Source organism: Nannocystis pusilla (genome assembly GCF_026626665.1).
Taxonomy (GTDB): domain Bacteria; phylum Myxococcota_A; class Polyangia; order Nannocystales; family Nannocystaceae; genus Nannocystis; species Nannocystis pusilla.
Genome location: NZ_JAPNKE010000002.1, coordinates 9,214,654 through 9,237,773 on the forward strand (window position 1 = coordinate 9,214,654; position 23,120 = coordinate 9,237,773).

Here is a 23,120-nt window from a genome sequence, read left to right on the forward strand (position 1 = left end):
GACAGAGGCGCCTGTCCCATGAGCCATGTCGTGGAGATTGTCGACACATGTCTTACGGGACATGTGTCGTGTGCGGGTTTGAAGGCCTGTCCTTCGGGACAGGCATCGCTTTACGCCGCCGCGGCCGGCAGCGGGGCGAATTCGACGCTGGGGCCGGCGCGGAGGGCCTCGGCCCACGTCTCGACGGCCCGGGCTTCGGGGCAGGCGAACGGGTCGGCCCAGAACACGCAGGTCTGGTAGCGGGGGTCGGGGTAGGGGTGGACGCCCAGGGTGTCGTCGACGACCGCGCCGAAGCGGCGGTAGAGGTCGAGGACGTGCTGGTGGGCGCAGCCGACGATCTGCGCGGCCCCGAGGGCGCGGGCGACCGCGAGGGTGGCGGCGGTGAGGTTGGCGGCGAGGTCGGTGCGGCGATAGGAGGGGGCGACCCAGGTGCCGCACAGCTCGACCAGCGGGCCGGGGGCGCGGGCGACCGCCTGTTCGATGGGACATATCGCGGCGAGGGCCCGCTCGACCGGCAGCGGGCTGCCGGAGCGGCGCAGGTGGACCCGCATGCCGCCGGCGGCGGCGCCGTCGTGGGCGCGCGCGAGGACCACGAAGGCCTCGGCGATGTGGACGGTCCAGAGCGCGGCCACGCTGCCGGGGTGGCGGCGGTAGCTGTCGGCCTGGCCGAGACAATAGAGCTCGGCGAGGTCGGGGCGCTCGGCGGCGCAGAAGGCCTCAAGGGTCAGCGAGGAGGGGTGGGGTGAAGAGGGTGAGATAGTCGGCATAGGCGTCATAGCTGGCGGTGAAGGCGTCGGCGGCCAAATGAAGGACGGCGAGGAAGCGTTGCTGGGTGGTGTCGTCGCGCAGCAGGCGGGCGAGGACGGCGAGGGTGGCGTTCCAGTGGCCGTCGTCGCCGCCGTCTTCGCGTACGTGGCTGACGAGGAAGCGGGTCGCTCGCGCGGGCTCGCGGTAGCCCCAGCGGCGGACGTTGTCGGCGAGGTCGTCGAGCACGAGCGGGCCGACGCGGGCGGCCAGACCCTCGGCGACGAACGGGGCGGCGAGGAAGCCGGTGAGGTCGCCGTGGAACGCGACCATGCTCTCCTGCACGCTCATGAAGGTCAGCGTCGGGCCCCACGGGGCCATCGCGCGCAGCACGAATTCGACGTCGGCCTCGAGGTAGCGGAGGTCGGCCTCGATGAGGCGGTCGTGCTTCTGTTCGCCGCGGAAGTGGCGGGTGAAGTGATCGCGCAGCGGCTCGTCGTCGCACACCGAGATCGCGCGGGCCAGCAGGCGCGGGGTGTAGCGGACGTACTGGTGGGTGTTGGCGAGGGCGGCGACGTACTGCTCGCGGGCGAGGCGACCGGCGTGGACGGCCCGGCACCAGGCGTTGCCGGCGAACGCCTCGGCGTGACGGGACAGGCACGCGGCCGCCTCGGCGACGAAGCGGCCGGCCAGCAGCGCGCGGCCGGCCTCGTCGCAGGCGAGGAACAGGCGGTGCATCGTCGCGTCGAGCGGCGCCGCTCGCAGGCCGCCGTGCGCCAGCGGAGGCAGCTGCAGGGGCGCCAGCGACGGCTCCGCGCTGACGACCGCGGCGCGTCGCCAGATCCGCGCCCGCTGCAGCGCCACGTAGAGGAGCAGCGCCGTGTCCGGCGCCCCGAGGGCCGCGTCGAGGTCGCGCAGCGCCGCGGCCCGCGAGGCCCCCGTCAGCGACGCGGTCGCCAGCTCGACCTCGGCCGGGACCACCGTGACCGCGATCGTCCGCGCCCCGCCCAGCAGCTCGACGCGCACCGCCGACGGCGCGGCGTCGAGGGCGACCGCCTCGCCGCCGAAGTCTCGCTCGCGGATGAACAAGCTGTTTGAAGGGACAGGTGACAGGGCGTTCGCGCGGTGATGCATGACGGCTCGGTCCGCCCGAGTTGCAGATCACATTCCAGGCGCGCAACGAGGCGCCCGCGGTTGTGGGCGGCCTCGTTGTCCACGAAGCGCGACGGCGGGCGTCCGACGGTGTCAACCGGAGTGGACGCCGGGCTCGGCCCGGTCTGCTGGATCTCCGCAGGATCGAGCGGGGTCGCGGGCACCGGCGGGGACGCGCGGGGCATGGCCGGGCGCGCGGGCGCCCGCGGCGGACCTTGGGTTTCACGGATGTCATGGCGCGTGGACAGGGTCGTCCATCGCCGACGGCGCGCGGCCCGTTCGCGCGGTCAGGGGCGCGAGATGTCCAGCGTCTGCATCAAGTTGTAGATGTGCGCGCGCGTGAGCGCGAGCCGGCGCGCGGCCTCGGCGACGTTCCAGTTGCTGTCCTCGAGGGTGCCGCGGACCAGCTGGGTCTGGAAGCGCCGCAGCGCCTCGCGGTAGTTGAGCGGGCCTGCACTTTCGGACCTGTCCTCGCGGTCAGGGAACAAGTGGCGCGTCTCGACCTCGCGCGCGTCCTCGCCGGCGGCGCGGATGACCGCGGCCTCGACCGCGTTGGCGAGCTCGCGGATGTTGCCGGGCCAGCTCGCGGCCTGGGCGGTGACGAGCGTCCATTGGGACAGGCGCAGCGGCGGCAGGCGGTGGCGCACGCAGGCGCGGACGCAGAAGTGCTGGGCGAGCTCGGGGATGTCGTCGCGCCGCTCGGCCAGCGAGGGCACGCGGATCGGGACCACGTGGAGGCGGTAGTACAGGTCCTCGCGGAACTCGCGGCGGGCGACGCGGGCCTTGAGGTCGCAGTTGGTGGCGGCGATCACCCGCACGTCGGCGGCGCGCGGGCGGCTGGCGCCGAGCGGGTAGTACTCGCGCGACTGCAGCAGCTGCAGCAGCTTGGCCTGCGCCGGCAGCGAGAGCTCGGCGATCTCGTCGAACAGGAGGGTGCCGCCGCGGGCGGCGAACACCTTGCCCTCGACCGCCTTGACCGCGGTCGAGTGGGCGCCCAGGGCCGCGCCGAACAGCTCGCTCTCGACGAGGTTGTCGGGCAGGTTGGCGCAACTGAGCTCGACGAAGTTGCCGGCGGCGGCCCGCGGGCTCGAGGCGTGCATCACGCGGGCGACGTGGGTCTTGCCGGTGCCCGAGGGGCCGGTGAGCAGGACCGAGACGTCGAGGGGGGCCAGCAGCGAGAGCTGGCGCAGCAGCTCGATCATCGGCGGCGAGCGGCCGATAAGGTCGTCGGACCGGAGCGTGCTGCGGAAGCGGTGCGTCGGGTCGCGCTTCTCGCCCGGCGAGAACAAGGGCCCTATCTCCCCGTGAGCCTCGGGATGCGCGCTGTCCATGCCATCATAGTAGACGCGGACGGGCGGCGGCCGCAGGGCCGGCGCGCGTGAGGACATGTCCTTTAGGACATTATGAAGCGCACCTCATGCGCGGGTCTAGGTGATCGTTCGCGGGAGCGCGCGCGTCACTTCGTCGGACCGGCGAGCCACGCGTCTCGCAGTTCGCGGACCGCAGGTTCTGGTGTCGGCGAGGCGGCGAAGCGGAACGCCTTGCGCGGGTCGTCGGCGATGGTGAGGCGGCGTTGCAGCAGGCGACCGCCGCGGAAGAGGGCGACTTCGACCGACTGCCCGGGAGCGTGGTCCATCAGGCGTTCGGTGGCCTCTTCGCCGGTGCGGGTGCGGCGAGCCGCGACCGCGACGACCTCGTCTCCGGGCAGCAGCCCGGCGAGCTCTGCCGGCGAACCAGGGGCGACGCTGCGGATCGCGTTGTCGGTGAACACGATTCCGGTCCAACCCTGTTTGCGGCGAGCTGCCAGCGGAGAGGACTCACCTGCCGACGGCGCGCGAATCTCGACGTCCACGCCCATTCGCGCCAGCTGCGCGGGAAGCGGAAGTTCGTCGGTGCCCTCGATGTAGCGGCGGAAGAAGTCGCGCACGTCGCTGCCGGCCTCGGCCGACGCGGCGGCGACGATGTCTTCGAAGGTGATGCCCTTGCCGCGCGCGCCGTGGCTGGCCATCAGCCGGCGGAACACGCCGAGCAGCGAGCCCTTGCCGCGCGAGCGCAGCCGCAGCTCGAGGTCGAGGCACACGCCGGCGAGGTGGCCCTTCTCGTAGTAGCTGATGGTGGTGGTGAAGTGGCCCGGCGACGGCTTGTACTGCTTGACCCACGCCTCGACGCTGGCCTGCGTCAGCGGCACGTGGTTGCGCCCGGGCTTCTGCAAGTAAGCGGTCCACGCGGTCGCCAGCTCGCGCAGGAACTCGTCGGGGCTGGTGGCCCCGGCGCGCACGAGGATCTGGTTCTCGACGGTCTCGGTGAAGCCCTCGTGGAACCACAGCAGCTGGCTGTAATCCTCGCGCGCGTAGTCGTAGGGCACGAGGGCCGCGTCGCGCAGGCGCTTGGCGTTCCACAAATGGAAGAACTCGTGGCTGGCGAGGTGGAGCGCGCGGCGGTAGCCGCCTTCATCTTGGAACATGTCCCGAGGGACACGCATGAGCGTGCTGTCGGCGTGCTCGAGCCCGCCGTCGCCCTTCTCGTCGGCGAGCATCAGGAACACGTAGCGCGCGGTCGGCAGGCCGCCCATCGCCTCGGCGAAGGCGTGGACGACGGGCCTCAGCTCGCGGGCCAGGCGCTCGCTGTCGGCGTTGCTGCCGCCCGGGGCCGAGAACACCAGCTCGACGCGCGTGCCGCCCTCGTCCCATGCGTGGACGACAGGGGTGCCGAGCTCGAGCGGCGAGTCGACCAGGACGTCGTACGAGGACGCGCGCAGGGTGCCGGGGGTCGGCTGCGGCAAGGCGGCGTGCACGGTCCAGTTCGCGGGCAGGCCCGTGAAGCGCAGCTCGGCCGGGCGCGCCGTCTCGCCGACGAGGTAGAGGAACAGGCCGGTGCCGTTGAGGGTCGCGTGGCTGTCGTCGACCACGCTGGTGCGCACCCCCGGCTCGTCGGCCCACACCCGGTAGCGGGCGCGGAAGCTCTTTCCGCCATGTCCGATGCGCCATGTCTGTTTGTCCAGGCGCTCGACCGGCACCGAGACCCCGGCGAGGTCGGTGACCTCGATCCCGTCGAGGTTGCGGGCGAAGTCGCGGACCAGGTAGGAGCCGGGGATCCACGCCGGCAGGGCGACGTCGCTGCGGCGGCCGCGAGGGCGCTCGACGGTCATGACGACCTCGAGCCAGCGCGACTCGGGGGCGGCCAGCGCCACCTCGTACTGGACCAGCTGCTTGCGCTCGCGCGCCGACCAGTCGGCGGGCGCAGGGGCCGGAGCGGCGACGGCCGTCGCACACGCGCCGCCGAGCGCGAGGGCGAGGAGGAGCGGCGAGAATCGCATGCGCGGCGAGTGTACCGGCGAGGCGAGGTCGGCGCGCTCCGATGTCACGCGAGCGCGACGCGGCCGGGACCGGCGGGGCGCGCGTTCCGCTATCCTGGTCGCGCATGAACTCGCCGCCGCGCCCGCCTCGCCCGCGACCCCACACCGCCCCGACGCGCCGTGAATTCCTGTGGCAGGTGGTCGCCGCGGCCTCGGCGAGCGCCTGCGGCGGGGTGAATGGGGGCACCGACGGGTCCGGCGAGGTCAGCAGCTCGAGCACCACCGGCACCTCGACCGAGGCGACGCCGACGACGACCGACGCGCCGACCACGACGACCGGGACGACGGGCGAGCCGGCGCTGCCGGGGCCGCCGTTCACGCTCGGGGTGGCTTCGGGAGATCCGCTCGCCGACCGCGTGATCCTCTGGACCCGCCTCGCGCCCGACCCACTCGCCGGCGGGGGGATGCCCGAGACCGCGATCGCGGTCGCGTGGGAGGTCGCTACCGACGAGGCTTTCACCGCCGTCATCGCCAGCGGCGAGGCGCTCGCCGAGCCGGCGTTCGCCCACTCGGTGCACGTCGACGCCACGGGGCTGCAGGCCGACAGCTGGTACTTCTACCGCTTCCACGCCGGCGACTTCACGAGCCCGGTCGGCCGCACGCGCACACTGCCGGCCCCCGACAGCGCGCCCGAACGGCTGCGCCTGGCCTCGGCGAGCTGCCAGCGCTTCACCACCGGCTATTACACCGCCTACGCCCACGTCGCCGCCGAGGAGCTCGACCTGGTGCTGTTCCTCGGCGACTACATCTACGAAAACGGCGACAGCGGGCCGGTCCGCTCGCACATGAGCGAGGAGTGCCGCACCCTGCTCGACTACCGCAACCGCTACGCGCTGTACCGCGGCGACGCGCAGCTGCAGGCGGCGCACCACCGGTTCCCGTGGGCGGTGATCTGGGACGACCACGAGGTCGACAACAACTACGTGGCCGACATCTCGGCGGTCGACGACCCCGAATTCCTGGCCCGCAGGACCGCCGCGTACCAGGCCTTCTACGAGCACATGCCGATCCGCGTCGCCCCGCCGACGCCGGAGGGGCTGGCGATCTACCGCAAGTTCTCGTGGGGTGACCTGGCCGAGGTGTTTTTATTGGACACCCGCCAGTACCGCACCGACCAGCTGTGCATGGACGAGCCGGGCGAGGACTGCGGCGAGCTCGAGACCGAGGACGGCGACATGCTCGGCCCGGAGCAGGAGGCGTGGCTGACCGAGGGGCTGTCAGCGTCGCCGGCGATCTGGAAGCTCATCGCCCAGCAGATCGTGTTTTCGAAGGTCGACTTCAGCGGGCTCTTGATCAACTGGGACCAGTGGGACGGCTATCCGAAGGCGCGCCAGCGGATGCTCGACTTCATCGCCGGCGAGCAGCTCGAGAACGTGGTGATCCTCGCCGGCGACCTGCACGTCGGCGGCATGGCCGACGTCAACGCGGTGGCGGGCGACACCAACACGCCGGTGGTGGCGGTCGAGATCGTCACGACCTCGATCACGTCGAGCTCGGAGACCGACGTGCCGCCCGAGACCATCGAGCAACTGGTCGCCACGATCCCGCAGATCAAATATTTTAATGCCCACTCGCGCGGCTACGTGAAGGTCGAGCTGTCGCGCACCGAGCTGCGGGCGAAGTTCAGAATTGTCGACACGATCGAGGCCGAGACGGCCGCGGTCGAGACCGAGGCCGAGCTGAGCGTGCTCGCCGGGGTGGCGGGCATCCAGGTGCCCTGAGGAGCATGTTCTCAAGGACATGCTCCCGAGAGCATGTCCTCAGGAGAAGGTGACGAGCTCGGTGGCGGCGCCGAGGCCGTGCAGCAGCTCGCGGTAGTAGGCGGCGGTGGCGGCGGCGAGGCCGGGCAGCTGGCTGGTGCCCCAGACGATCGACAGGGTGCGGCGGGTGCCGGGGTGGGTCTTGGTGCGCTGCGAGTCCTTGACCGGGCCGGCGCACGGGCCCTCGGCGTCCAGCAGCGAGACCAGGCCGCCGATGTCGATGACCTGGCCGCTGGCGTTGAACACGTAGCTGGTGCCCATGGGGGGCACGCCGACAGAATAAGGAGGGACCGCGCGGTCGGTGTCGACGACGCTGATCGGCAGGCCGCTGTGGAGCGAGGCGACGTTGCAGGCGTCGACCGCGGCGTTGATGCTGCCGAGGCTGCCGTCGCCGGCCGCCTTGAGCAGGTACTCCGAGGCGGGCTTGCTGCGCCCGGTCGGCTTGAAGCCGGCCTTGCGCAGCAGGTCGCGGACGGCGGCGCGGACGCGGTCGTCGGGGCGCGGGAGCGGCGTGGCTGTCCCCAGGGACAGGCCCGCCTGCAGCGCCGCCGACGTCGGGAGCTCACCGAGCTCGCGGCCGAAGTCGGTCGTGAACGCCACGAAGTCGACGAGAGGCAGCAGTGGTTGCAGCGAAGGGTCGGTCTGCATGCAGCGGGCGGGAGTATACGCGGTCCGGGCGCCGTGGTACCGTGGGCCTGATGTCCGATCGGGCTGGCATTACCCGTCGCGGGCTCTTCCGCGGCATCGGCACCGCGGGCCTGCTCGCCGGCTGCAAGCCGAGCGAGCGCCCGCCCACCACCACCGACGATCCCGGCGGCGCGGCCGGGCCCGGCGCCGGCGAGGCCGCGCTCGGGCCGGGTCCGGCGCCGCTGGCCTTCACGCTCAACGGCGAGGCCAAGACCGTCGAGGTCGCGCCGCACGTCACCTTGCTGGCGGCGCTGCGCGAGCAGCTGCGCGTCACCGGCACCAAGGTCGTGTGCGACCGCGGGGCCTGCGGCGCCTGCACGGTGCTGATCGACGGCGTGGCGCGCAACAGCTGCATGACGCTGGCGCACGACGTCGCCGGCGCGGCGGTGACGACGGTCGAGGGCCTGGCGAGCGGCGGCAAGCTGTCGGTGCTGCAGCAGGCGTTCATCCGCCACGACGCGCTGCAGTGCGGGTTCTGCACCTCGGGCATGTTGATGTCGTGCCAGGGGCTGCTCGAGCGGTCGCGCGGGCAGAAGCTCGCGCGCGAGGACGTCGAGGCGGCGATCGCCGGCAACCTGTGCCGCTGCGGCACCTATCCGAACGTGGTGGCGGCGGTGCTCGACGCCGCCGGAGGGAGCGCGTAGCCGTGCCGGACGATCAGAGGGTCACGCTCAAGGTCGGGTTCGCCGAGCAGCTGCGCGACATCGAGGTCCAGCTGCCGGCGGGCGAGCCGAAGCCGTGGGACGCGCGCAGCGAGCTCAAGGTGGTCGGCAAGCCGCACCCGCGCGTCGAGGCGCCGCTCAAGGTCTCGGGCGCGGCGAAGTACACCCACGACATCGTGCCGCCGAACGCGTTGTGGGCGGCGGTGCTGCGCAGCCCGCACCCGTGCGCGGTGGTCGAGTCGATCGACGTCGCGCCGGCGCAGTCGCAGCCGGGGGTGTCGGCCGTGCTGGCGCTGGTGAAGCCCGGCGAGCGGGTGATCTTCGCCGGCCAGGACATCGCCGCGGTGGCCGCGAAGACGCCGGAGCAGGCCGAGGCGGCGCTGCGGGCGATCGCCGTCGGCTACAAGACGGAGCCGTTCGTGGTCGACACCGCGGCGGCGATGCAGGACGGCGCGCCGCTGGTCCACCGCGGCAAGGTCACCGAGCGCAGCACCGAGGGCGACGAGCCGGGCGCGGGCGGCAGCGCGGGCCAGCGCGGCAACGTCCGCACCTCGCCGTCGATGAAGAAGGGCGACGCGAAGAAGGGCCTGCGCATGGCCAAGGTCTCGCACGAGGCGACGTACACCACGCAGGTGCACACGCACTCGGCGCTCGAGACTCACAGCATCGTCGTGCAGTGGGACGGGCCCAAGCAGGCCACGGTGTGGTGCTCGACGCAGGGCATCTTCAGCGTGCGCGACGAGTTCGCCGAGGTGTTCGAGCTCAAGCCGGCCGACGTGCACGTGCACACCGACTTCCTCGGCGGCGGCTTCGGGGCCAAGTTCGGCGCCTCGGCCCCGGGCTCGCGCATGGGCTTCATCGCCGGCGAGCTGGCGCGCAAGGCCGGCGCGCCGGTGCGGCTCTTGCTCGACCGCAAGGAGGAGCACCTGTGCACCGGCAACCGGCCCGACTCGCGCCAGCACGTGAAGATCGGGGCCAGCGCCGACGGCAAGCTGACGGCGATCCACGTGGTCGCCCACGGGTCGGCGGGCATCGGCACCGGCGCGGGGGTCGGGCGCAACGCGTTCGGCATCTACTCGCGCTGCCCGAACGTGCTGGTCGAGAGCCACGACGTGTTCACCCACGCCGGGCCTGGCACGGCCATGCGCGCGCCGGGGCACCCGCAGGGGGCGTTCGCGCTCGAGCTGGCGATCGACGAGCTGGCCAAGAAGCTGAAGATCGATCCGCTCGACCTGCGCCTGTCGCACGACGAGCACCCGGTGCGGCGCCACCAGTTCGAGCTCGGCCGCAAGCAGTTCGGCTGGGACGCCGGCCGCAAGCAGGCGGCGGCGCTGCGCGACAAGCAGGCCCGGGTGCGCCGCGGCTTCGGCGTGGCCGCGTCGATCTGGGGCGACTTCGGCCGCGGCAAGGCGGTCGTCGCCACCGTCAGCGTCCTCCGCGACGGCAGCGTCGAGGTCAAGAACGGCCTGCAGGACATCGGCGGCGGCATCACCACGGTGGTCGCGCAGGTGGTCGCCGAGGTGCTGCAGCGCCCCGTCGAGGCCGTACGCGTGCGCCTCGGCGACAGCGAGCTCGGGCCGTCGGTCGGCAGCGGCGGCAGCGTGACCACGGCCAGCGTGACGCCGGCGGTGCGCGCGGCGGCCGAGGGGGTCAAGACCCAGCTGACGGCGCTCGCGGCCAAGCAGCTCGGGCGCAAGCCGGAGGAAGTGACCTGGTCCGAAGGACAGGCGCGCGCCGGCAGCAAGTCGATCGCGTGGGCCGAGCTGTGCAAGAAGATCGAGGGCGAGGCGGTGGTCGCCACCGGCACCCGGCCCGAGACGTACGGCGCCTATCCGGTCAAGTTCATGGGCGGCAACAGCTACCAGATCGCCGGGGTCCAGTTCGCCGAGGTGCGCGTCGACACCTGGACCGGCGTGGTCGGGGTGGAGCGGGTGCTGGCGGTCCACGACTGCGGCAAGGTGATGAACCCGCTGACCGCCCGCTCGCAGGTGCAGGGCGGGGTGATCCTCGGCACCAGCTACGCGCTGACCGAGCAGCGCGTCATGGACCGCGTGCGCGGGGTGATGCTGAACCCCAACCTCGAGACCTACAAGATCGCCGGCGCGCGCGACGTGCCGCGCGAGATCGACGTGGTGTTCACGCCGGTCGACACCGGCGCCAACAACACCGGGGCGATCGGCATCGGCGAGCCGTCGACGATCCCCACCGCCGCGGCGATCGCCTGCGCCGTCCACGACGCGCTCGGCGTGGCCGTCCGCGACCTCCCGCTCACCCCCGACCGCGTGCTCGCGGCGCTCGGCGCGGTGCCGACCCGCGGAGGCGGCTGACCGGCTGACCTCCGAGGTTACCTTCGGGACATGTCCTCTCGAACATGATGGAAAGACCATGCAACCGTTCGTGCTGAGCCGCCCCAAGACCCTGGCCGAGGCCGCCGAGCTGGCGAGCGCGCGCCCGCAGGACAGCGCGCTGCGGGCCGGGGGCATCGACCTCATCGACCGCATGAAGGAGGGCCTGGAGGCGCCGGCGCGGCTGGTCGAGCTGCGCTGGCTGGGTGAGGCGGACCGCGAGGTCATGCGCGCGCTCGGGCCCGAGGGCGACGGCGTGCAGGTCGGCGCCCTGGTGACGCTGGCGCAGCTGGCGGCGCACGAGGGCTTCGGCGAGGCCCACGCGGCGCTGCGCGAGGCGGCCGGCTCGGCGGCGACGCCGACGATCCGCAACGCCGCGACGCTCGGCGGCAACCTGCTGCAGCGGCCGCGCTGCTGGTACTTCCGCCACGCCGATCTGGTGTGTTTAAAGGGCGGCTCCGCCTGCCTGGCGGTGTCGGGGGAGAACAAGTTCCACGCGATCCTCGGCGGCGGGCCGAGCTTCATCGTCCATCCGTCGACTCTGGCGTGCGCGCTGACGGCTCTCGACGCGCGGGTGGAGATCCGCGGGGCCTCGCCGCGCACGCTGCCGCTCGCCGAGCTGTTCGTGACGCCGAAGCAGGACGCGAAGCGCGAGCACGCGCTGCAGCCGGGCGAGGTGCTGGTGCGGGCGATCTTGCCGAAGCCGGGGCCGGAGCAGCGCTCGGGCTACGCGGCGGTCAAGGAGAAGCAGTCGCACGACTGGCCGCTGGCGGAGGCCGCGGTAAAGATGTCCCTTCAGTCAGGTGTGATGACGGACGTGCGCGTGGCCCTCGGCCACGTGGCGCCGATCCCCTGGCGCAGCCGCGAGGCCGAGGCGGTGCTCGAGGGCAAGCCGCCGAGCGAGGCGCTGTTCGCCGCGGCCGCCAAGGCGGCGCTGGCCGAGGCGAAGCCGCTGCGCGACAACGCCTACAAAATTCCGCTGGCCCAGGGGCTGCTCCGCGAGGTGCTGCACCGCGTCGCCGGCGTGCCGCTCCCGGAGTGAGAGAAAGCGAGCCCGCCATGCCGACTTTTCTGCGCGTCGTCGACCCCGACCAGCCGGTCTGCCGCCACCTGCGGACCAAGGCGATGCACGTGTACGGGCGCGACACGCCCGACGCGTTCAGCACCAGCCGCTCGAGCACTATCACTGCCTGCGCACGCAGTTCGTGACCGGCCCCGACGGCGGCCTCAGCGTGCCGGAGAGCTGCGCCGAGGGGCGCGAGTGCTTCGAGCGGCGCTGAGGCGACGCGGGGCACGCGACTGGGCGGCAACGGGGCGAAGCCACCACGCGAGCGCCTCGTCGACCATCTGTCTGAAGAGACAGCTACGGGCGCGTCAGGGCGTGAGTGAGGAAGCGCGGCCGCGCGGCGTCGGCCCGCGGCTGCTCGAAGGGGCAGGTCGTGGCGCGCCGGGACTTGGGGTCGAGAGACAGGTCGCGGCGCCTCAGAATTCGGCGTTGGCGATGACGATCAGCAGCAGCAGCTCGGCGCCCGCCAGCAGCGTGGCGAGCAGCGCGAGGGCCACGCCCGGGCGCGAGGGGCCGCTCAGGTGGCGCCAGACCGCGGCCAGGCCCATGGGCAGCGCCAGCGGGACGCACAGCAGGCTGAGCTCGAGCAGCGACGAGGCGATGTCGGCGGCGAGGCCGGTGCCGCGGACGAAGTCATCGAGAAGGAGCCGCAGGCCGAGCGCGAGCAGGGGCATCACCGCGAGCACCGCCGACGCGGTGGACAGGCGCGAGCGCGTGGCGGGCGGTGACGGGTCGGCGGGCATGGGACGATGACAGCACATCGGCGGCCGCGCGGCGATCAGGAGGCGTCGCCGCTGCGGCCCTCGTAGGCGGCGATGCGATCCTCCAGGACGCGCTCCATCGCCGCGAACGCGCCGGCGGCGTCGCCCTGGCGCCGGCGCACGGCCGCGAGGGTGAGCTTGAGGCCCGAGTCGTCGATCAGGCCGGAGCGCTGGTAGTGCGGCCCGAGAGCCGCGAGGCCGTCGTCGACGAGGTCGAGGGCGCGCACGAGGTCGCCGCTGCCGGCAGCGGCGCGAGCCTCGGCCAGCGACTCGACGGCGATCCGCATGGGCGAACGGGAGTCCACGCCCTCAGTATGACGGCCCGCGGGGGCTCCGGTACATTGACCCGCGTGACCGAGATCGCCTGCTTCCACGTCGACGCCTTCACCGACCGCCGCTTCGCCGGCAATCCGGCCGCGGTGTGCCCTCTGCGGGCGTGGCTGCCCGACGCGACGATGCAGCAGATCGCGGCCGAGAACGCGCTGCCGGAGACGGCTTTCTACGTGCCGCGCCCCGGTACGGACGACTTCGACCTGCGCTGGTTCACCCCCGAGGTCGAGGTCGATCTCTGCGGACATGCCACCCTCGCCGCCGCCTTCGTCCACTCGCGCCTGCGCGCCGGCGCGCCGACCCACATGCGCTTCTGGACGCTGTCCGGTCCGCTCGCGGTCGCCCGCGTCGGCGAGGAGTTCACGCTCGACTTCCCGGCGCGCCCACCTGTCCCACAGGACATGTCCGGAGAGGTGGTCGCGGCGCTCGGTCGGCGGCCGCTCGAGCTGCTGACGTCGCGCGACCTGGTGGCGGTGTTCGCCAGCGCGGCGGAGGTCCGCGCGCTGCGGCCCGACATGGCGGCGCTGAGCCGGCTGTCCGGGGTGTTCGCGGTGATCGCCACGGCGCCGGGCGGCGAACCCGACGCGGACGTGGACTTCGTGTCGCGCTTCTTCGCGCCGGTGCAGGGGATCCCCGAAGACCCGGTGACGGGCTCGGCCCACTGCACGCTGACGCCGCTGTGGAGCGAACGCCTCGGCAAGTCGCAGCTCCGCGCCCGCCAGGTGTCCCGCCGCGGCGGCGAGCTGCGGTGCGAACTGGCGGGTGAGCGGGTGCTCATCACCGGCCGCGCGGTGCTGGTCAAGTCGGGGACGTTCTATCTGGAGGACGAGGCTGTTCTGAGGGACATGTCGATGTAGACATGGCCTGTGGGACAGTTGATGGCGGACGTTCGAGAGGGGCGGGAAAGGCGCGAGCGGCGTAAACTTTGACTACTCGGAAGAATGAGTGGACATAGTTTTTAGGAGACGTGAGATGGGCAGAGCGCTTCGTCCGTCCGCTGCTCGAAGAAGTGTCATGATCCTGTCTCGCGGGACAGGCGCTCGGCGAGGCGGCGCCACAGCGGGCGCGGGGCGATGAAGCTCAGGCCGGAGAACTGGGGGTCGCCCGGTTCGATGACGATCCACGCGCCGGACTCGAGCTGGGCGATGTCGAGGGACAGCAGCGGGGCGTCGAGGCGGGCGGCCGCGCGGCGGGCCAGCGCCAGGACCTCGGCCTCCTCGGCGGGGGACAGCGCCACGAAGTCGTGGAAGTACGGCCAGTAGTAGCCGTGAGCCAGCGGCTCGCCGCGATAAAGGAAGACGCGGTACTCGCGGGCGATCGGGACGTCGGTGGCGGCGACGCGGTGATGGCGGAGGGGAGCGAGGGTCCGCACGATCGCCCGGCCGCGGGAGTGAAACGGGCTGCGCAGCACGGCAGCCACGCGCTCGCGCAGCTCGGGGATCGTCGTAGCGACGCAGTGGCGCCAGCCGAGGTGCTTGCGCGAGAGGACGGCGCCCTTGACGAAGGCGGGCAGGCCGGCGACGGCGGCGGCGGCCTCGATGTCACGGAGATCGGTGACGACGACGCTGGTGGGAGTGAGCCCGGCGAGCCGCGGGTAGGCGCGGTCGAACTCCATCACCTGCAGGTGCGCGTCGGGGTCGTTGACGAGGTCGAGGCCGCGGGCGCGCAGGGCGGCATACACGGCGCGATAGGTGGCAGGTTCGGGGATCGTGCCGATCCACACGGCTGGCTCGCGGACGGGACGCATCGCCAGGGCGGCGATCGGGCCCAGCAAGTCGCCGCGGTGGTCGGCGTCTGGCGGCAGATGCAACGAATCGAAGCCGGCGGCCACGGCGGCGCGCGTGGAGGCGACGATGTCATCGCCGTCCTCGGGCGGCGGGTCCGGCGCCTGCGTCAACAGCAGCACGGGTTGAAAACTTATCAGCGCGGACGGCGAAGCGCGCAGTTCCTCTTCGGGAGACCGAGCGGCCGCGGCTCCATGACGAGAGATGCTCGGCGTGCGCGACCTCGTCATCCGACTCGGCCCCTCGTGCCGCTAAAGTGAGGCGTGTCGACTCTGGTCCATTCGCTCGTGGCTCTCCGCGGCTGTCCTCTCCGGGCCTCGTGATCGTCGGTGACGACGGCGCGACGCGGGCCCGCAGCTTCGGCGAGCTGGTGGTGGCGATCGAGGGCTTCGCGGCGCGGCTGGTGTCGCGGGGGATCCGCCGCGGCGAGCGAGTGGCGATCGCGGCACCTGACCCCGAGTACATGGTCGTTGCGACACTCGGGGCGCTGCGCGCCGGGGTGGTGCCGGTGGTGCTCCCCGATCCGTCTGGCCGCTCGCCGGAGGTGTGGCGCGCCGAGGCGACGGAGGTGATGCGCGCGACCGAGGCGCAGCGGGTGATCCGTCCGTCGACGCGTGGATCGCTGCCGCCGCTCGGCGAGGTGCGCGAGCAGCTGATCGACGACCTCGGCGAGCACCCGCTGGGCCCGGTGTTCCTGGCGCCCGCGGCACTTTAAGGGGACGATCTGGCGCTGCTCGTCTGTACGACGGATCGCACCGGGACCGGGCAGGTCACCAGCTACACGCACGCGGCGCTGGCGGCCGCGGCCGACGCGGCGCTGGCGGAGACGCGATCGCCCGAGGCGGGCGACAAGGTGCTGGCGTGCGCCGGCCTCGACCGCTGCTTGATCGCGGCAGTGCTGGCGCCGCTGCGCCGCAAGGTGCCGTTCGTGGTCCCGAGACCCGCAGTCCGTGATGCGGTCCGCTGGCGACGAATGATCGACGCGCTCGGCGTGACGGTGGCGATCGCGGAGTCGGCGCTGGCAGCGAGCGAGGAGCAGGCCGAGCCGTCGCGCGTGCGAGTGTTCGGGACCGGCGGCGAGAAAGTGCAAGCAGCGGCGGCCGAGTCGGCAGTCGCGAATCAGGCTCAGGAAAAGCTTATGGGACGTCATGAACAGATCGTGGCGAGCACTGCATCGAGCGCGGGGGCTTCGGGCCTCGGCGGGCCGGGCGGGCGTAGCGAGCAGGACATGAGCGTCACGGCGAGCGAAGCGACGGCGGCGCTCGCGGGACCTCGCGGACCGGATGCAAACAGCGGCGCGCCGGCGAGCGAGCGGGCGGAGCCGGTCCGCGTGCTCGCTGGACCTCGCGGACCGGATGCAAGCAGCGGCGGGCCGGCGAGCGAGCGGGCGGAGCAGCTCCCCGCGCTCGCTGGACCTCGCGGACAGGATGCAAGCAGCGGCGCGCCGGCAAGCGAGCGGGCGCAGCAGCTCCGCGTGCTCGCTGGACCTCGCGGACAGGATGTGAACAGCGCGCCGGCGAGCGAGCGGGCGGAGCAGCCCCGCGTGACGAAGGGGCCGGTCCTGGGAGAGGTCGTGGTCCGCGAGGGCGCGACGGTGCTCGGCGGATCGAAGGGGCGAGACGTGCTGTCGCTGGTCGGCGCGGCCTTGCGACCGCAGGACGTGGGGGGCGAGTCGCTCGAGCGGACGGCGAAGGTCGGCGGAGCGACTGTCCGTAAGGACATGTCCTACCCGACATTCGCTTCGGCGGTCGAGGTGGGGGGCGCGGCGCCTCGCGCCGAGGTCGGGCTCGCGGCGAACGACGACGCGATCGTGGTGCAGGGCTGCAGCTACGACCCGCAGCCGATCGAGCGCGAGGCGGCGCGGGTGCCGGGGATCTGCGCCGGCCAGGTGATCGCGCTGACGCGCCCGGGCAAGCTCAGCGACGAGCTCGTGGTGGTGGCGGAGGGCCGACCGGTCGATCGGGTGGTGTTGAACACGATGGCCGCGACCCTGCGCAGGCGGATCCAGGCGGCCCTCGGGCTGCAGGTCGCGGCGCTGGTCCAGGTCCCGGTGGGCGCCCTGCCGCGGACCGTCGGCGGCGAGCTGCAGCGGGCGGCCGCGCGAGCGCTGTACGCCAGCCCGCCGGGGGCTTGACTGGACGTCGCGCTCGCGCAGGCGGGCGATCGGGCAGAGTCGGCGTCGGGGGCTCCGGCGAGCGAGCCGATATGGTTTAAAGAACATGCCCTGAAAGGCATGTCCTCAAAACCATCCGAACTCGAGCATCACGGTGCCCACGGGTCCGCCGAGGTTGGCCGGGCCGGTCCAGGTGCGGGCGGCGACGAGGCGCCAGCCGAGGGCGAGGTGCAGGCGGACGATGGGGGCGAGGACGATGCGGAGGCCGGCTCGCGGCTCGCCGACGAAGAAGGCGGTCTTGTCGGCACAGCGGCCGTTCTCGGGGTTCTGCACGCAACCGCCGCCGCCGCCGAGCAGGCCGCCGAGCGTGCCGGCGACCCGCTTGCCGCGGACGTAGGCGACGTCGACCACTAGGCCGCCGTAATTGATGTTGATCCGGGTGGCCGCGCCGCGGGCGAACGGCCCGGCGTCGACGGGATTGAGCAGCCACTGCAGCGAGGCGCCGATGGTGAGCCGCTGCAGGATGTTGATGCCGCCCTCGAGGCCGACGAAGGCCGCGAACGCGCCGTTCAGGCCGGACAGGCGCAGGGCGGGGCCGCCGTAGCCGCTGACCTTCGGGCGCGGATCGGGGCCCCACCAGCGCGGGCGCGTGGGGGGCGGGGAGGCGACAGGGGACGGCGAGGCGGTGGAGGACGTCGCGGGGGCGGTCGACTCGGGAGGCGGTGACGTGACGGGTTGGGGTGCGGCGGCGTCGACGGGTGACGGCTGGGGTTCGGCGACATCGGCGGGCGCCTCGGTGACGGGCCCGGGCTCGGTGATCGCGTCGGGTGACGAGGTCGCGGGCGCGGATGTCGACGGCGCGGGCGCGGGTGACGAGGTTGCGGGCGCGGGTGACGAAGTTGCGGGCGCGGCGGTCGATGTTGCGGGCGCGGCGGTCGACGTCGCGGGCGCGGACGGTGGGGGCGAAGTCGAGGGCGCGGCGGTCGAGGTTGCGGGCGTGGATGTCGAGGTCGCGGGCGCGGCGGTCGAGGTCGAGGGCGCGGCGGTCGAGGTTGTGGACGCGGATGACGAGGTTGCGGGCGCGGATGTCGAGGTTGTGGGCGCGACGGTCGAGGTCGCGGGCGCGGCGGTCGAGGTCGGGGGCGCGGAGGATGAGATCGCGGGTGTCGATGCTGGAGTCGCGGGCGCGGCGGTCGAGGTCGGGGGCGCGGAGGATGAGATCGCGGGTGTCGATGCTGGAGTCGCGGGCGCGAGCGGGGTGCCGACTTCATGGCCGCGGAGGTCGAGGTCGCGGGGGCCGATGGACGTGTAGCGATCGCGGTGGCGTCGACGGGTGACGAGGTCGCGCTCGACTCGGGGGCTGCGGCCGCGAGTCCGAGCGCGAGGAGGGGGGCGTACACGCGCGCGATGATACCCGGTTCGCGCTTGCACGCGGCCGGCGAGGATGGGAGCCTGCAGCCCATGCGTACACTCGGGGCAGCGGTGGTCTGCGGGCTCGTGGCGCTGGTCGCGGGTGCGGCGTTCGCCGGTGAGTTGGCGGACGCGAGCCCGCCGCCGCCGCAGCCGATCTTCGGCGGCGAAGAGGCGGGCGAGTGCGACTTCCCGAGCGCGGTGGCGATGCTCGACGCCAGCACCGAAGGGTTCTTCTGCACCGGCTCGCTGGTGCACCCGAGCGTGGTCGTGTTCGCGGCCCACTGCATGGACCCGCAGACGTCGTGGGCCGTGCCCGGCAGCGTGATGTTCGGCGAAGACGTCGCGGCGCCGGTGCGCCAGGTGCCGGTGACCGAGTGCGCCACGCACCCGCAGTGGGACCCGAACGCGACGGTGAACGACCTCGCGTTCTGCAAGCTCGCGCAGCCGGTCCCCGAGGTGCCGCGGGTGCCGCTCATCATGGGCTGCGAGGTCGACCCGCTGCTGAACTCGCAGGTCACGATCGTCGGCTTCGGCGCGACGAATGCCGTGCTCGACCCCGAGGGCAACCCGCTGCCCACCGGCGGCGGCCGCAAGCGGTTCACCACCCAGACGGTCATCGAGGTCTCGCTCGCCAACAACGACATCGTGATGGTCGGGCCCGAGCACGGCGGGTGCTTCGGCGACTCCGGCGGGCCGGCTTACTTGCGCATGGGCGACGGCACGTGGCGGCTGCTCGGCGCGGCCTCGACGCTGCACCTCGGCGATCAGTTCCCGGGGCCCGGCGAAGAGGTCTGCGGGTTCGGCACGGTGTACGAGATGTTCTGGCCGCACATGCAGTGGCTCGAGGAGGCCGCGGGCGTCGACCTGTCGCCGTGCTTCGACACTGCGGGCAACTGGACGCCCACGGCCGAGTGCGGCGGCTTCCCCGGCGACTTGATGGATCCGCAGAGCGCGTGGAGCGACGGCTGCCGGAGCGCGCAGAGCGGAGGCTGGAGCGCCATCTGCGGCGAGCCGTTCAGCCAGGGGCCGTTCCCGGGGCCCGAGCCGGAGCCGGAGCCCGAACCCGAGCCCGAGCCCGAGCCGGAACCGGAACCGCCGCCTCCCGAGCCGGAACCGCCGCCGCCGGAGCCCGAGCCCGAGCCTGAACCCGAACCGCAGCCGCAGCCGCAGCCGCAACCGCAGCCCGAGCCGCCGGGGCCGATCGACCCGACCGGCGACACCGGCGAGGAGGACAGCGGCGACGAGGCGAGCGCCGGGGCCGACGGCGGGGAGCTGGCCGAGCGGGGCTGCTCCTGCACTTCGGGACAGCCTGGCCTTCGGGACAGCTCGTGGCTGCTCGGCGGCCTGCTGCTGCTGGCGCGCCGGCGGCGAGGACGATGACGCGGCGCTCGCTCCCGTGGTTGCGTGGCCTCGGCGTGCTCGTCGGGGCTCTGGCGGCGATCGCCGCGGCCCCACCGATGACGCCGGAGGACGCGCAGATCCTCGCCGACGGGGTCGCGGTCGCGCAGGCCGGAGATCCCGCGCGCGCCGGCGTGCGCCGAGCGGCTCGAGAAGCTGGCGCAGCGGCTCGGCGACAAGCACGAGCGAGCCGCGGAGGCGCTCGAGTACGCGGCCCGCTGTCACGAGGCCGCCGGCCAGTACGACGCGATGGTGGCCACGCGCGAGCGGCTGGTCGAGAAGTTCCCGACGCTGCCGGCGACCCGCGTCGCGCTGCTGGCCCTCGTGCGCCACCTGCGGGCGACCCTGGCGTTCGAGCGGGCTGCGGCGGCGATGGAGCGGTTCGCCGAGCGCTACCCGGGCGAGGCCGAGGCGAGCGAGCTGCTGCAGGAGGCGGGCCTGCTTCGCGCGCAGCTCGGCCAGGATCAGCGGGCGCTGGCGCTGTTCGAGAAGGTCGAGAAGAACTACGGCGCCAAGGACCCGCAGCGCGCCGCGATCGTCCACTGGGCCCGCGTCGACCTGCTCCCGAAGACATTGCCCGACGACCAGGCGCGGCAGAAGCACGCGATCGAGTACCTGGTGCGCCACGGCAACAAGGGCGGGCCGGGCCGGCGGATCGTCGCCGAGGTGACCGTCGCGGCGATCGAGTGGCGGCGCGCGTGCAACCAGAAGGGCGGGCTGATGGACCTGTGCGTCACGTCGAAGCCGGCGCCGATCGACGCGCCGAAGCGCGGCAAGCCGCCGACGGTGACGTGCGCGGGGCCGGCGGCGCAGAGCGTGACCGTGTTCCCGCGCGACCGCCAGCTCGCCGACTCGGCGCAGCGGCGCCTGAAGCAGGCGATCGAGCTCGGCCAGGCGCTGCCGCCGGTCGAGGACCCGTGGCTGCGCATGAAGGTCGCCGAGGCGCTCGACGAGGCGGAGGTCCTCGTGGCCGACCGCGAGCTCGAGGCGGCCCTGGCGGTGCGGCCCCCGACCGACCTGAACTTCCGCGTCGAGGACTACCTGCAGTACTCGTCGAAGGCCAGCGACCGCCAGAAGTACGCCGCGCAGAAGCGCAAGAGCGAGGACTCGCGGCGGCGCTTCCTCGACTACTGGACGAAGATCCGCGAGCAGTCCAACGACGTGACCCGCCGCTACGAGAAGATCGCGGCGCGCAAGGACAGCGCGCGCGGGGCGTTCGCGGCGGCGGCCCGGGTCGCCGTGCTCGTGCAGGCGCAGGTCGACACGCTGCTGGCCGCCGAGGTGCCGGACGGCCTCGGCTCCGAGGAGGCGATCAAGGCCTACTGCGGGGCGCTGCGCGACTACACGACGCCGGTCGAGGCGTCGGCGACGCAGGCGCTCGAGTTCTGCTGGGAGCGCGCGGCGGCGTTCGCCTACACCGACGCCTCGGTGGAGTTCTGCGGCGCCGAGCTGCAGCGCCGGCTGCCCCGCGCCCACCTGCCGCAGCGCGAGCTGTTCGGCTGGATGGCGCCGCCGCCGATCGAGCCGGTCTCGGCGCCGGTGCAGGTCGAGCCGCCGCTCACGGAGGAGTGATTCTTCGAGATCACCGGGCTGCTCCCTGTCTCGGAGAGCATGTTCGGATCGACATGTCCATTCGGACATAAAAAAAGCGACAGGCCCGAGAGCCTGTCGCGTCTTGGTCGGTCGATCGGGGGGCGGTCAGGCGGCACATTCGCCGCGGCCGATGGCCACGTCGAAGGTGCGCTCCTGGCCGAGGTCGAAGATGTCGTCGTCGCGGAGGTTGGTGAACTGGCTGTCGAGGATGGCGTCGCCGAGGGCCTCGACGACGTCCTCCTTGGTGACGCGGCGGAAGAAGGTGCGCGCGTCCTCGCCGTCCTCGCGCTCGTCGCGGTAGAGGTCGAGCAGGCGCAGGAGAGCCTCGCCGGCCCGGCGGGCGGGGATCTTGACGATATGCCGGCCGAACTGGACGCCGTCGGCGTCGAAGCCGCCGCCGAGGTGGAGCTGGTACTCGGGGACCTGCTTGCCCTCGCCGACGTGGCGCACGGTGCCGTGGAAGCCGATCGCGGCCACGTGGTGCTGGCCGCACGAGTTGGGGCAGCCGGAGATCTTGATGTCGGCGGAGCGCGCGAGCTCGACGCTGCCCGTCGACTTGCCCGCGTTCTTGAGGAAGCGGGTGAGGTGCTTGGCCAGGCTCATGCTGTGGGTGACCGCGAGGTTGCAGCTGTCGGCGCCGGGGCAGCTGACGACGTCGTGGATCGTGTTGGAGCCGAGGTCGGCGAGGCCGATCTGCTGCAGCGCGGTGAACAGGTGCGGCAGGTACTCGGTGCGGACCCACCGGACGATGAGGTTCTGGCGGTTGCCGGCGCGCAGGGTGCCGTCGGTGAAGGTCTCGGCGAGCTCGGCGAGCTGGTCGAACTGGTCGGCCGAGATGTCGCCGCGGTCGAGCTTGATCGTCACCGCGGCGAAGCCAGACTGCTTCTGCGGGTCGACGGTGCGCAGCCACTCCTTGTACTGCGGGTCGTCGTCGGCGGCGCGCGGACCGGCCAGAGCGCGGTCGTTCCACGCCGGCGCGGTCTCCTCGGGCGGCAGCTCGACCGGCCGCTGCAGCGTGCCGGCGGCGACCAGCAGGGCCACCTCCTCCTCGTACGCCGCCACGAAGCCGGCCTCGCCCAGCGTCTTCATGACGTACTTGAGGCGGGCGCGGGCCCGGTTCTTGCGGTTGCCGTGCTTGTCGAACACGCGGATGATCGCCTCGGTGCGCGCCAGCATCTCGTCGGCCGGGATGAAGTCGTGCAGGCGATAGGCCGGGCGCGGGCTGGTCGACAGGCCGCCGGCGACGAACACCTCGAAGCCGCGCACGCCGTCCTTGATCTTGGCGCGGAAGCCGACGTCGTTGATCGCCGTCTGCGCGTGGTCCTCGTGGGTGCAGCCCTCGAAGGCCATCTTGAACTTGCGCGGCAGGTTGTTGGCCCACTCCTCGCGCAGGCACATGCGCACGAGCGCGTGCATGTACGGGGTGATGTCGTACGCCTCGGTGCCGCTGACGCCGGCGTACGGGCAGCCGGTGACGTTGCGGACGGTGTTGCCGCAGGCCTCGCGGGTGGTCGCGCCAGTGAGGTCGAAGCGGCCCATCACCTCGGGCATGTCGGCCAGCTTGACGAAGTGGAACTGGATGTTCTGCCGCGTCGTGATGTGGCCCTTGTGGTACTGCGTGTACTCCCGGGCCACGCCGGCCGCGGTGCGCAGCTGGGCCGCGCTCATGATGCCGCCGGGGAACTTGACCCGCAGCATGTTCACGTCCATCTGCCGCTGGCCGTACACCCCGCGCTTCAAGCGGAAGGTGCGGAAGTCCTCCGACGAGATCTCGCCGCGCTCGAACCGCTCGAGGACCGAGACGAACTCCTCGACGTCCGCGGGGCTCGAGAAGTGGGTGTCATAACGTGCTTCTTGGGACATGTGCGGCCGCTCCGACAACTTCGCTAGACTGAAGCGTTGTTCAGCATATGGGACGAGGGCGTCCAGTTCAACGAAAAACCTTCAGGGTATTTTA

The 23,120-nt window shown here is 72.7% G+C and carries 21 protein-coding genes; 11 read left to right on the forward strand and 10 right to left on the reverse strand.

What is annotated here, in order from left to right; genetic code table 11:
* Positions 1 to 110: 110 nt before the first annotated feature.
* From OV079_RS40720 to OV079_RS40735, 4 genes are all read right to left on the reverse strand, one after another.
* Positions 111 to 767, reverse strand: coding sequence for a GNAT family N-acetyltransferase (locus OV079_RS40720; RefSeq protein WP_267775084.1), 657 nt, complete (start codon positions 765 to 767; stop codon positions 111 to 113).
* Positions 718 to 1,878: a hypothetical protein gene (locus OV079_RS40725; protein WP_267775085.1), complete on the reverse strand. Its 1,161-nt coding sequence runs from the start codon at positions 1,876 to 1,878 to the stop codon at positions 718 to 720. Before OV079_RS40725 ends, OV079_RS40720 begins: the two co-directional genes overlap by 50 nt.
* A gap of 305 nt (positions 1,879 to 2,183) precedes the next feature.
* Positions 2,184 to 3,284, reverse strand: coding sequence for a sigma 54-interacting transcriptional regulator (locus OV079_RS40730; RefSeq protein ID WP_267775086.1), 1,101 nt, complete (start codon positions 3,282 to 3,284; stop codon positions 2,184 to 2,186).
* A gap of 68 nt (positions 3,285 to 3,352) precedes the next feature.
* Positions 3,353 to 5,212 (reverse strand): M61 family metallopeptidase, encoded by a 1,860-nt coding sequence (locus OV079_RS40735; protein ID WP_267775088.1) that lies wholly within the window; start codon positions 5,210 to 5,212, stop codon positions 3,353 to 3,355.
* 104 nt (positions 5,213 to 5,316) lie between these two features.
* Here OV079_RS40735 and OV079_RS40740 point away from each other — a divergent pair, with 104 nt between their 5' ends.
* Positions 5,317 to 6,972, forward strand: coding sequence for an alkaline phosphatase D family protein (locus OV079_RS40740; RefSeq protein WP_267775089.1), 1,656 nt, complete (start codon positions 5,317 to 5,319; stop codon positions 6,970 to 6,972).
* Positions 6,973 to 7,011: 39 nt separating this feature from the next.
* Here OV079_RS40740 and OV079_RS40745 read toward each other — a convergent pair whose 3' ends face one another.
* The gene (locus OV079_RS40745) at positions 7,012 to 7,659 is read right to left on the reverse strand and encodes a hypothetical protein (RefSeq protein ID WP_267775090.1); all 648 of its coding nucleotides are present in this window, start codon (positions 7,657 to 7,659) and stop codon (positions 7,012 to 7,014) included.
* A 50-nt stretch (positions 7,660 to 7,709) separates the two neighbouring features.
* Here OV079_RS40745 and OV079_RS40750 point away from each other — a divergent pair, with 50 nt between their 5' ends.
* Genes OV079_RS40750 through OV079_RS40765 form a run of 4 tightly spaced genes read left to right on the forward strand, consistent with a single transcriptional unit; the run spans position 7,710 to position 11,914 of the window.
* The gene (locus OV079_RS40750) at positions 7,710 to 8,342 is read left to right on the forward strand and encodes a (2Fe-2S)-binding protein (RefSeq protein ID WP_267775091.1); all 633 of its coding nucleotides are present in this window, start codon (positions 7,710 to 7,712) and stop codon (positions 8,340 to 8,342) included.
* Between the two features lie 2 nt (positions 8,343 to 8,344).
* A complete protein-coding gene (locus OV079_RS40755) occupies positions 8,345 to 10,687 on the forward strand; it encodes a xanthine dehydrogenase family protein molybdopterin-binding subunit (RefSeq protein ID WP_267775092.1) in 2,343 nt (780 codons plus the stop codon).
* Between the two features lie 58 nt (positions 10,688 to 10,745).
* Entirely contained in the window at positions 10,746 to 11,747 is a 1,002-nt protein-coding gene (locus OV079_RS40760; protein ID WP_267775093.1) for an FAD binding domain-containing protein, read from the forward strand.
* Between the two features lie 17 nt (positions 11,748 to 11,764).
* Positions 11,765 to 11,914: a hypothetical protein gene (locus OV079_RS40765; protein WP_267775094.1), complete on the forward strand. Its 150-nt coding sequence runs from the start codon at positions 11,765 to 11,767 to the stop codon at positions 11,912 to 11,914.
* Between the two features lie 273 nt (positions 11,915 to 12,187).
* On the opposite strand, the gene OV079_RS40770 is transcribed toward OV079_RS40765, so the two are convergent.
* Both OV079_RS40770 and OV079_RS40775 read right to left on the reverse strand, forming a co-directional pair.
* A complete protein-coding gene (locus OV079_RS40770; protein WP_267775095.1) occupies positions 12,188 to 12,514 on the reverse strand; it encodes a hypothetical protein in 327 nt (108 codons plus the stop codon).
* Positions 12,515 to 12,549: 35 nt separating this feature from the next.
* Positions 12,550 to 12,837 (reverse strand): hypothetical protein, encoded by a 288-nt coding sequence (locus OV079_RS40775; RefSeq protein WP_267775096.1) that lies wholly within the window; start codon positions 12,835 to 12,837, stop codon positions 12,550 to 12,552.
* Between the two features lie 45 nt (positions 12,838 to 12,882).
* Here OV079_RS40775 and OV079_RS40780 point away from each other — a divergent pair, with 45 nt between their 5' ends.
* On the forward strand, positions 12,883 to 13,719 hold the full coding sequence (locus tag OV079_RS40780) for a PhzF family phenazine biosynthesis protein (protein ID WP_267775098.1): 837 nt from the start codon (positions 12,883 to 12,885) through the stop codon (positions 13,717 to 13,719).
* 155 nt (positions 13,720 to 13,874) lie between these two features.
* Here OV079_RS40780 and OV079_RS40785 read toward each other — a convergent pair whose 3' ends face one another.
* Positions 13,875 to 14,768 (reverse strand): ATP-grasp domain-containing protein, encoded by an 894-nt coding sequence (locus OV079_RS40785; RefSeq protein ID WP_267775100.1) that lies wholly within the window; start codon positions 14,766 to 14,768, stop codon positions 13,875 to 13,877.
* A 197-nt stretch (positions 14,769 to 14,965) separates the two neighbouring features.
* On the opposite strand from OV079_RS40785, the gene OV079_RS40790 reads away from it, so the two are divergent.
* Both OV079_RS40790 and OV079_RS40795 read left to right on the forward strand, forming a co-directional pair.
* Positions 14,966 to 15,361 carry an AMP-binding protein gene (locus OV079_RS40790; protein WP_267775101.1) on the forward strand — a complete coding sequence of 132 codons (396 nt, stop codon included), beginning with the start codon at positions 14,966 to 14,968 and terminating at the stop codon, positions 15,359 to 15,361.
* Positions 15,362 to 15,499: 138 nt separating this feature from the next.
* On the forward strand, positions 15,500 to 16,780 hold the full coding sequence (locus OV079_RS40795) for a collagen-like domain-containing protein (RefSeq protein ID WP_267775102.1): 1,281 nt from the start codon (positions 15,500 to 15,502) through the stop codon (positions 16,778 to 16,780).
* Between the two features lie 105 nt (positions 16,781 to 16,885).
* Here the strand turns inward: OV079_RS40795 and OV079_RS40800 are convergent, their stop codons facing one another.
* Positions 16,886 to 17,170 (reverse strand): hypothetical protein, encoded by a 285-nt coding sequence (locus OV079_RS40800; RefSeq protein WP_267775103.1) that lies wholly within the window; start codon positions 17,168 to 17,170, stop codon positions 16,886 to 16,888.
* 274 nt (positions 17,171 to 17,444) lie between these two features.
* On the opposite strand from OV079_RS40800, the gene OV079_RS40805 reads away from it, so the two are divergent.
* From OV079_RS40805 to OV079_RS40815, 3 genes are all read left to right on the forward strand, one after another.
* Positions 17,445 to 18,071: a hypothetical protein gene (locus OV079_RS40805; RefSeq protein WP_267775104.1), complete on the forward strand. Its 627-nt coding sequence runs from the start codon at positions 17,445 to 17,447 to the stop codon at positions 18,069 to 18,071.
* A 149-nt stretch (positions 18,072 to 18,220) separates the two neighbouring features.
* On the forward strand, positions 18,221 to 19,552 hold the full coding sequence (locus tag OV079_RS40810; protein WP_267775105.1) for a S1 family peptidase: 1,332 nt from the start codon (positions 18,221 to 18,223) through the stop codon (positions 19,550 to 19,552).
* A 267-nt stretch (positions 19,553 to 19,819) separates the two neighbouring features.
* Positions 19,820 to 21,142: a tetratricopeptide repeat protein gene (locus OV079_RS40815; protein WP_267775106.1), complete on the forward strand. Its 1,323-nt coding sequence runs from the start codon at positions 19,820 to 19,822 to the stop codon at positions 21,140 to 21,142.
* Between the two features lie 126 nt (positions 21,143 to 21,268).
* On the opposite strand, the gene OV079_RS40820 is transcribed toward OV079_RS40815, so the two are convergent.
* On the reverse strand, positions 21,269 to 23,026 hold the full coding sequence (locus OV079_RS40820) for a nitrite/sulfite reductase (RefSeq protein WP_267775107.1): 1,758 nt from the start codon (positions 23,024 to 23,026) through the stop codon (positions 21,269 to 21,271).
* Positions 23,027 to 23,120: the final 94 nt, after the last annotated feature.

Excerpts from the sequence above, each read along its gene's own strand:
- OV079_RS40810 (WP_267775105.1), top strand. The coding sequence starts at position 18,221 with ATGCGTACACTCGGGGCAGCGGTGGTCTGCGGGCTCGTGGCGCTGGTC.
- OV079_RS40820 (WP_267775107.1), bottom strand. The coding sequence starts at position 23,026 with ATGTCCCAAGAAGCACGTTATGACACCCACTTCTCGAGCCCCGCGGAC.
- OV079_RS40735 (WP_267775088.1), bottom strand. The coding sequence starts at position 5,212 with ATGCGATTCTCGCCGCTCCTCCTCGCCCTCGCGCTCGGCGGCGCGTGT.
- OV079_RS40760 (WP_267775093.1), top strand. The coding sequence starts at position 10,746 with ATGCAACCGTTCGTGCTGAGCCGCCCCAAGACCCTGGCCGAGGCCGCC.
- OV079_RS40770 (WP_267775095.1), bottom strand. The coding sequence starts at position 12,514 with ATGCCCGCCGACCCGTCACCGCCCGCCACGCGCTCGCGCCTGTCCACC.
- OV079_RS40740 (WP_267775089.1), top strand. The coding sequence starts at position 5,317 with ATGAACTCGCCGCCGCGCCCGCCTCGCCCGCGACCCCACACCGCCCCG.
- OV079_RS40765 (WP_267775094.1), top strand. The coding sequence starts at position 11,765 with ATGCCGACTTTTCTGCGCGTCGTCGACCCCGACCAGCCGGTCTGCCGC.
- OV079_RS40725 (WP_267775085.1), bottom strand. The coding sequence starts at position 1,878 with ATGCATCACCGCGCGAACGCCCTGTCACCTGTCCCTTCAAACAGCTTG.
- OV079_RS40730 (WP_267775086.1), bottom strand. The coding sequence starts at position 3,284 with ATGTCCTCACGCGCGCCGGCCCTGCGGCCGCCGCCCGTCCGCGTCTAC.
- OV079_RS40745 (WP_267775090.1), bottom strand. The coding sequence starts at position 7,659 with ATGCAGACCGACCCTTCGCTGCAACCACTGCTGCCTCTCGTCGACTTC.
- OV079_RS40720 (WP_267775084.1), bottom strand. The coding sequence starts at position 767 with ATGCCGACTATCTCACCCTCTTCACCCCACCCCTCCTCGCTGACCCTT.
- OV079_RS40750 (WP_267775091.1), top strand. The coding sequence starts at position 7,710 with ATGTCCGATCGGGCTGGCATTACCCGTCGCGGGCTCTTCCGCGGCATC.
- OV079_RS40815 (WP_267775106.1), top strand. The coding sequence starts at position 19,820 with ATGGTGGCCACGCGCGAGCGGCTGGTCGAGAAGTTCCCGACGCTGCCG.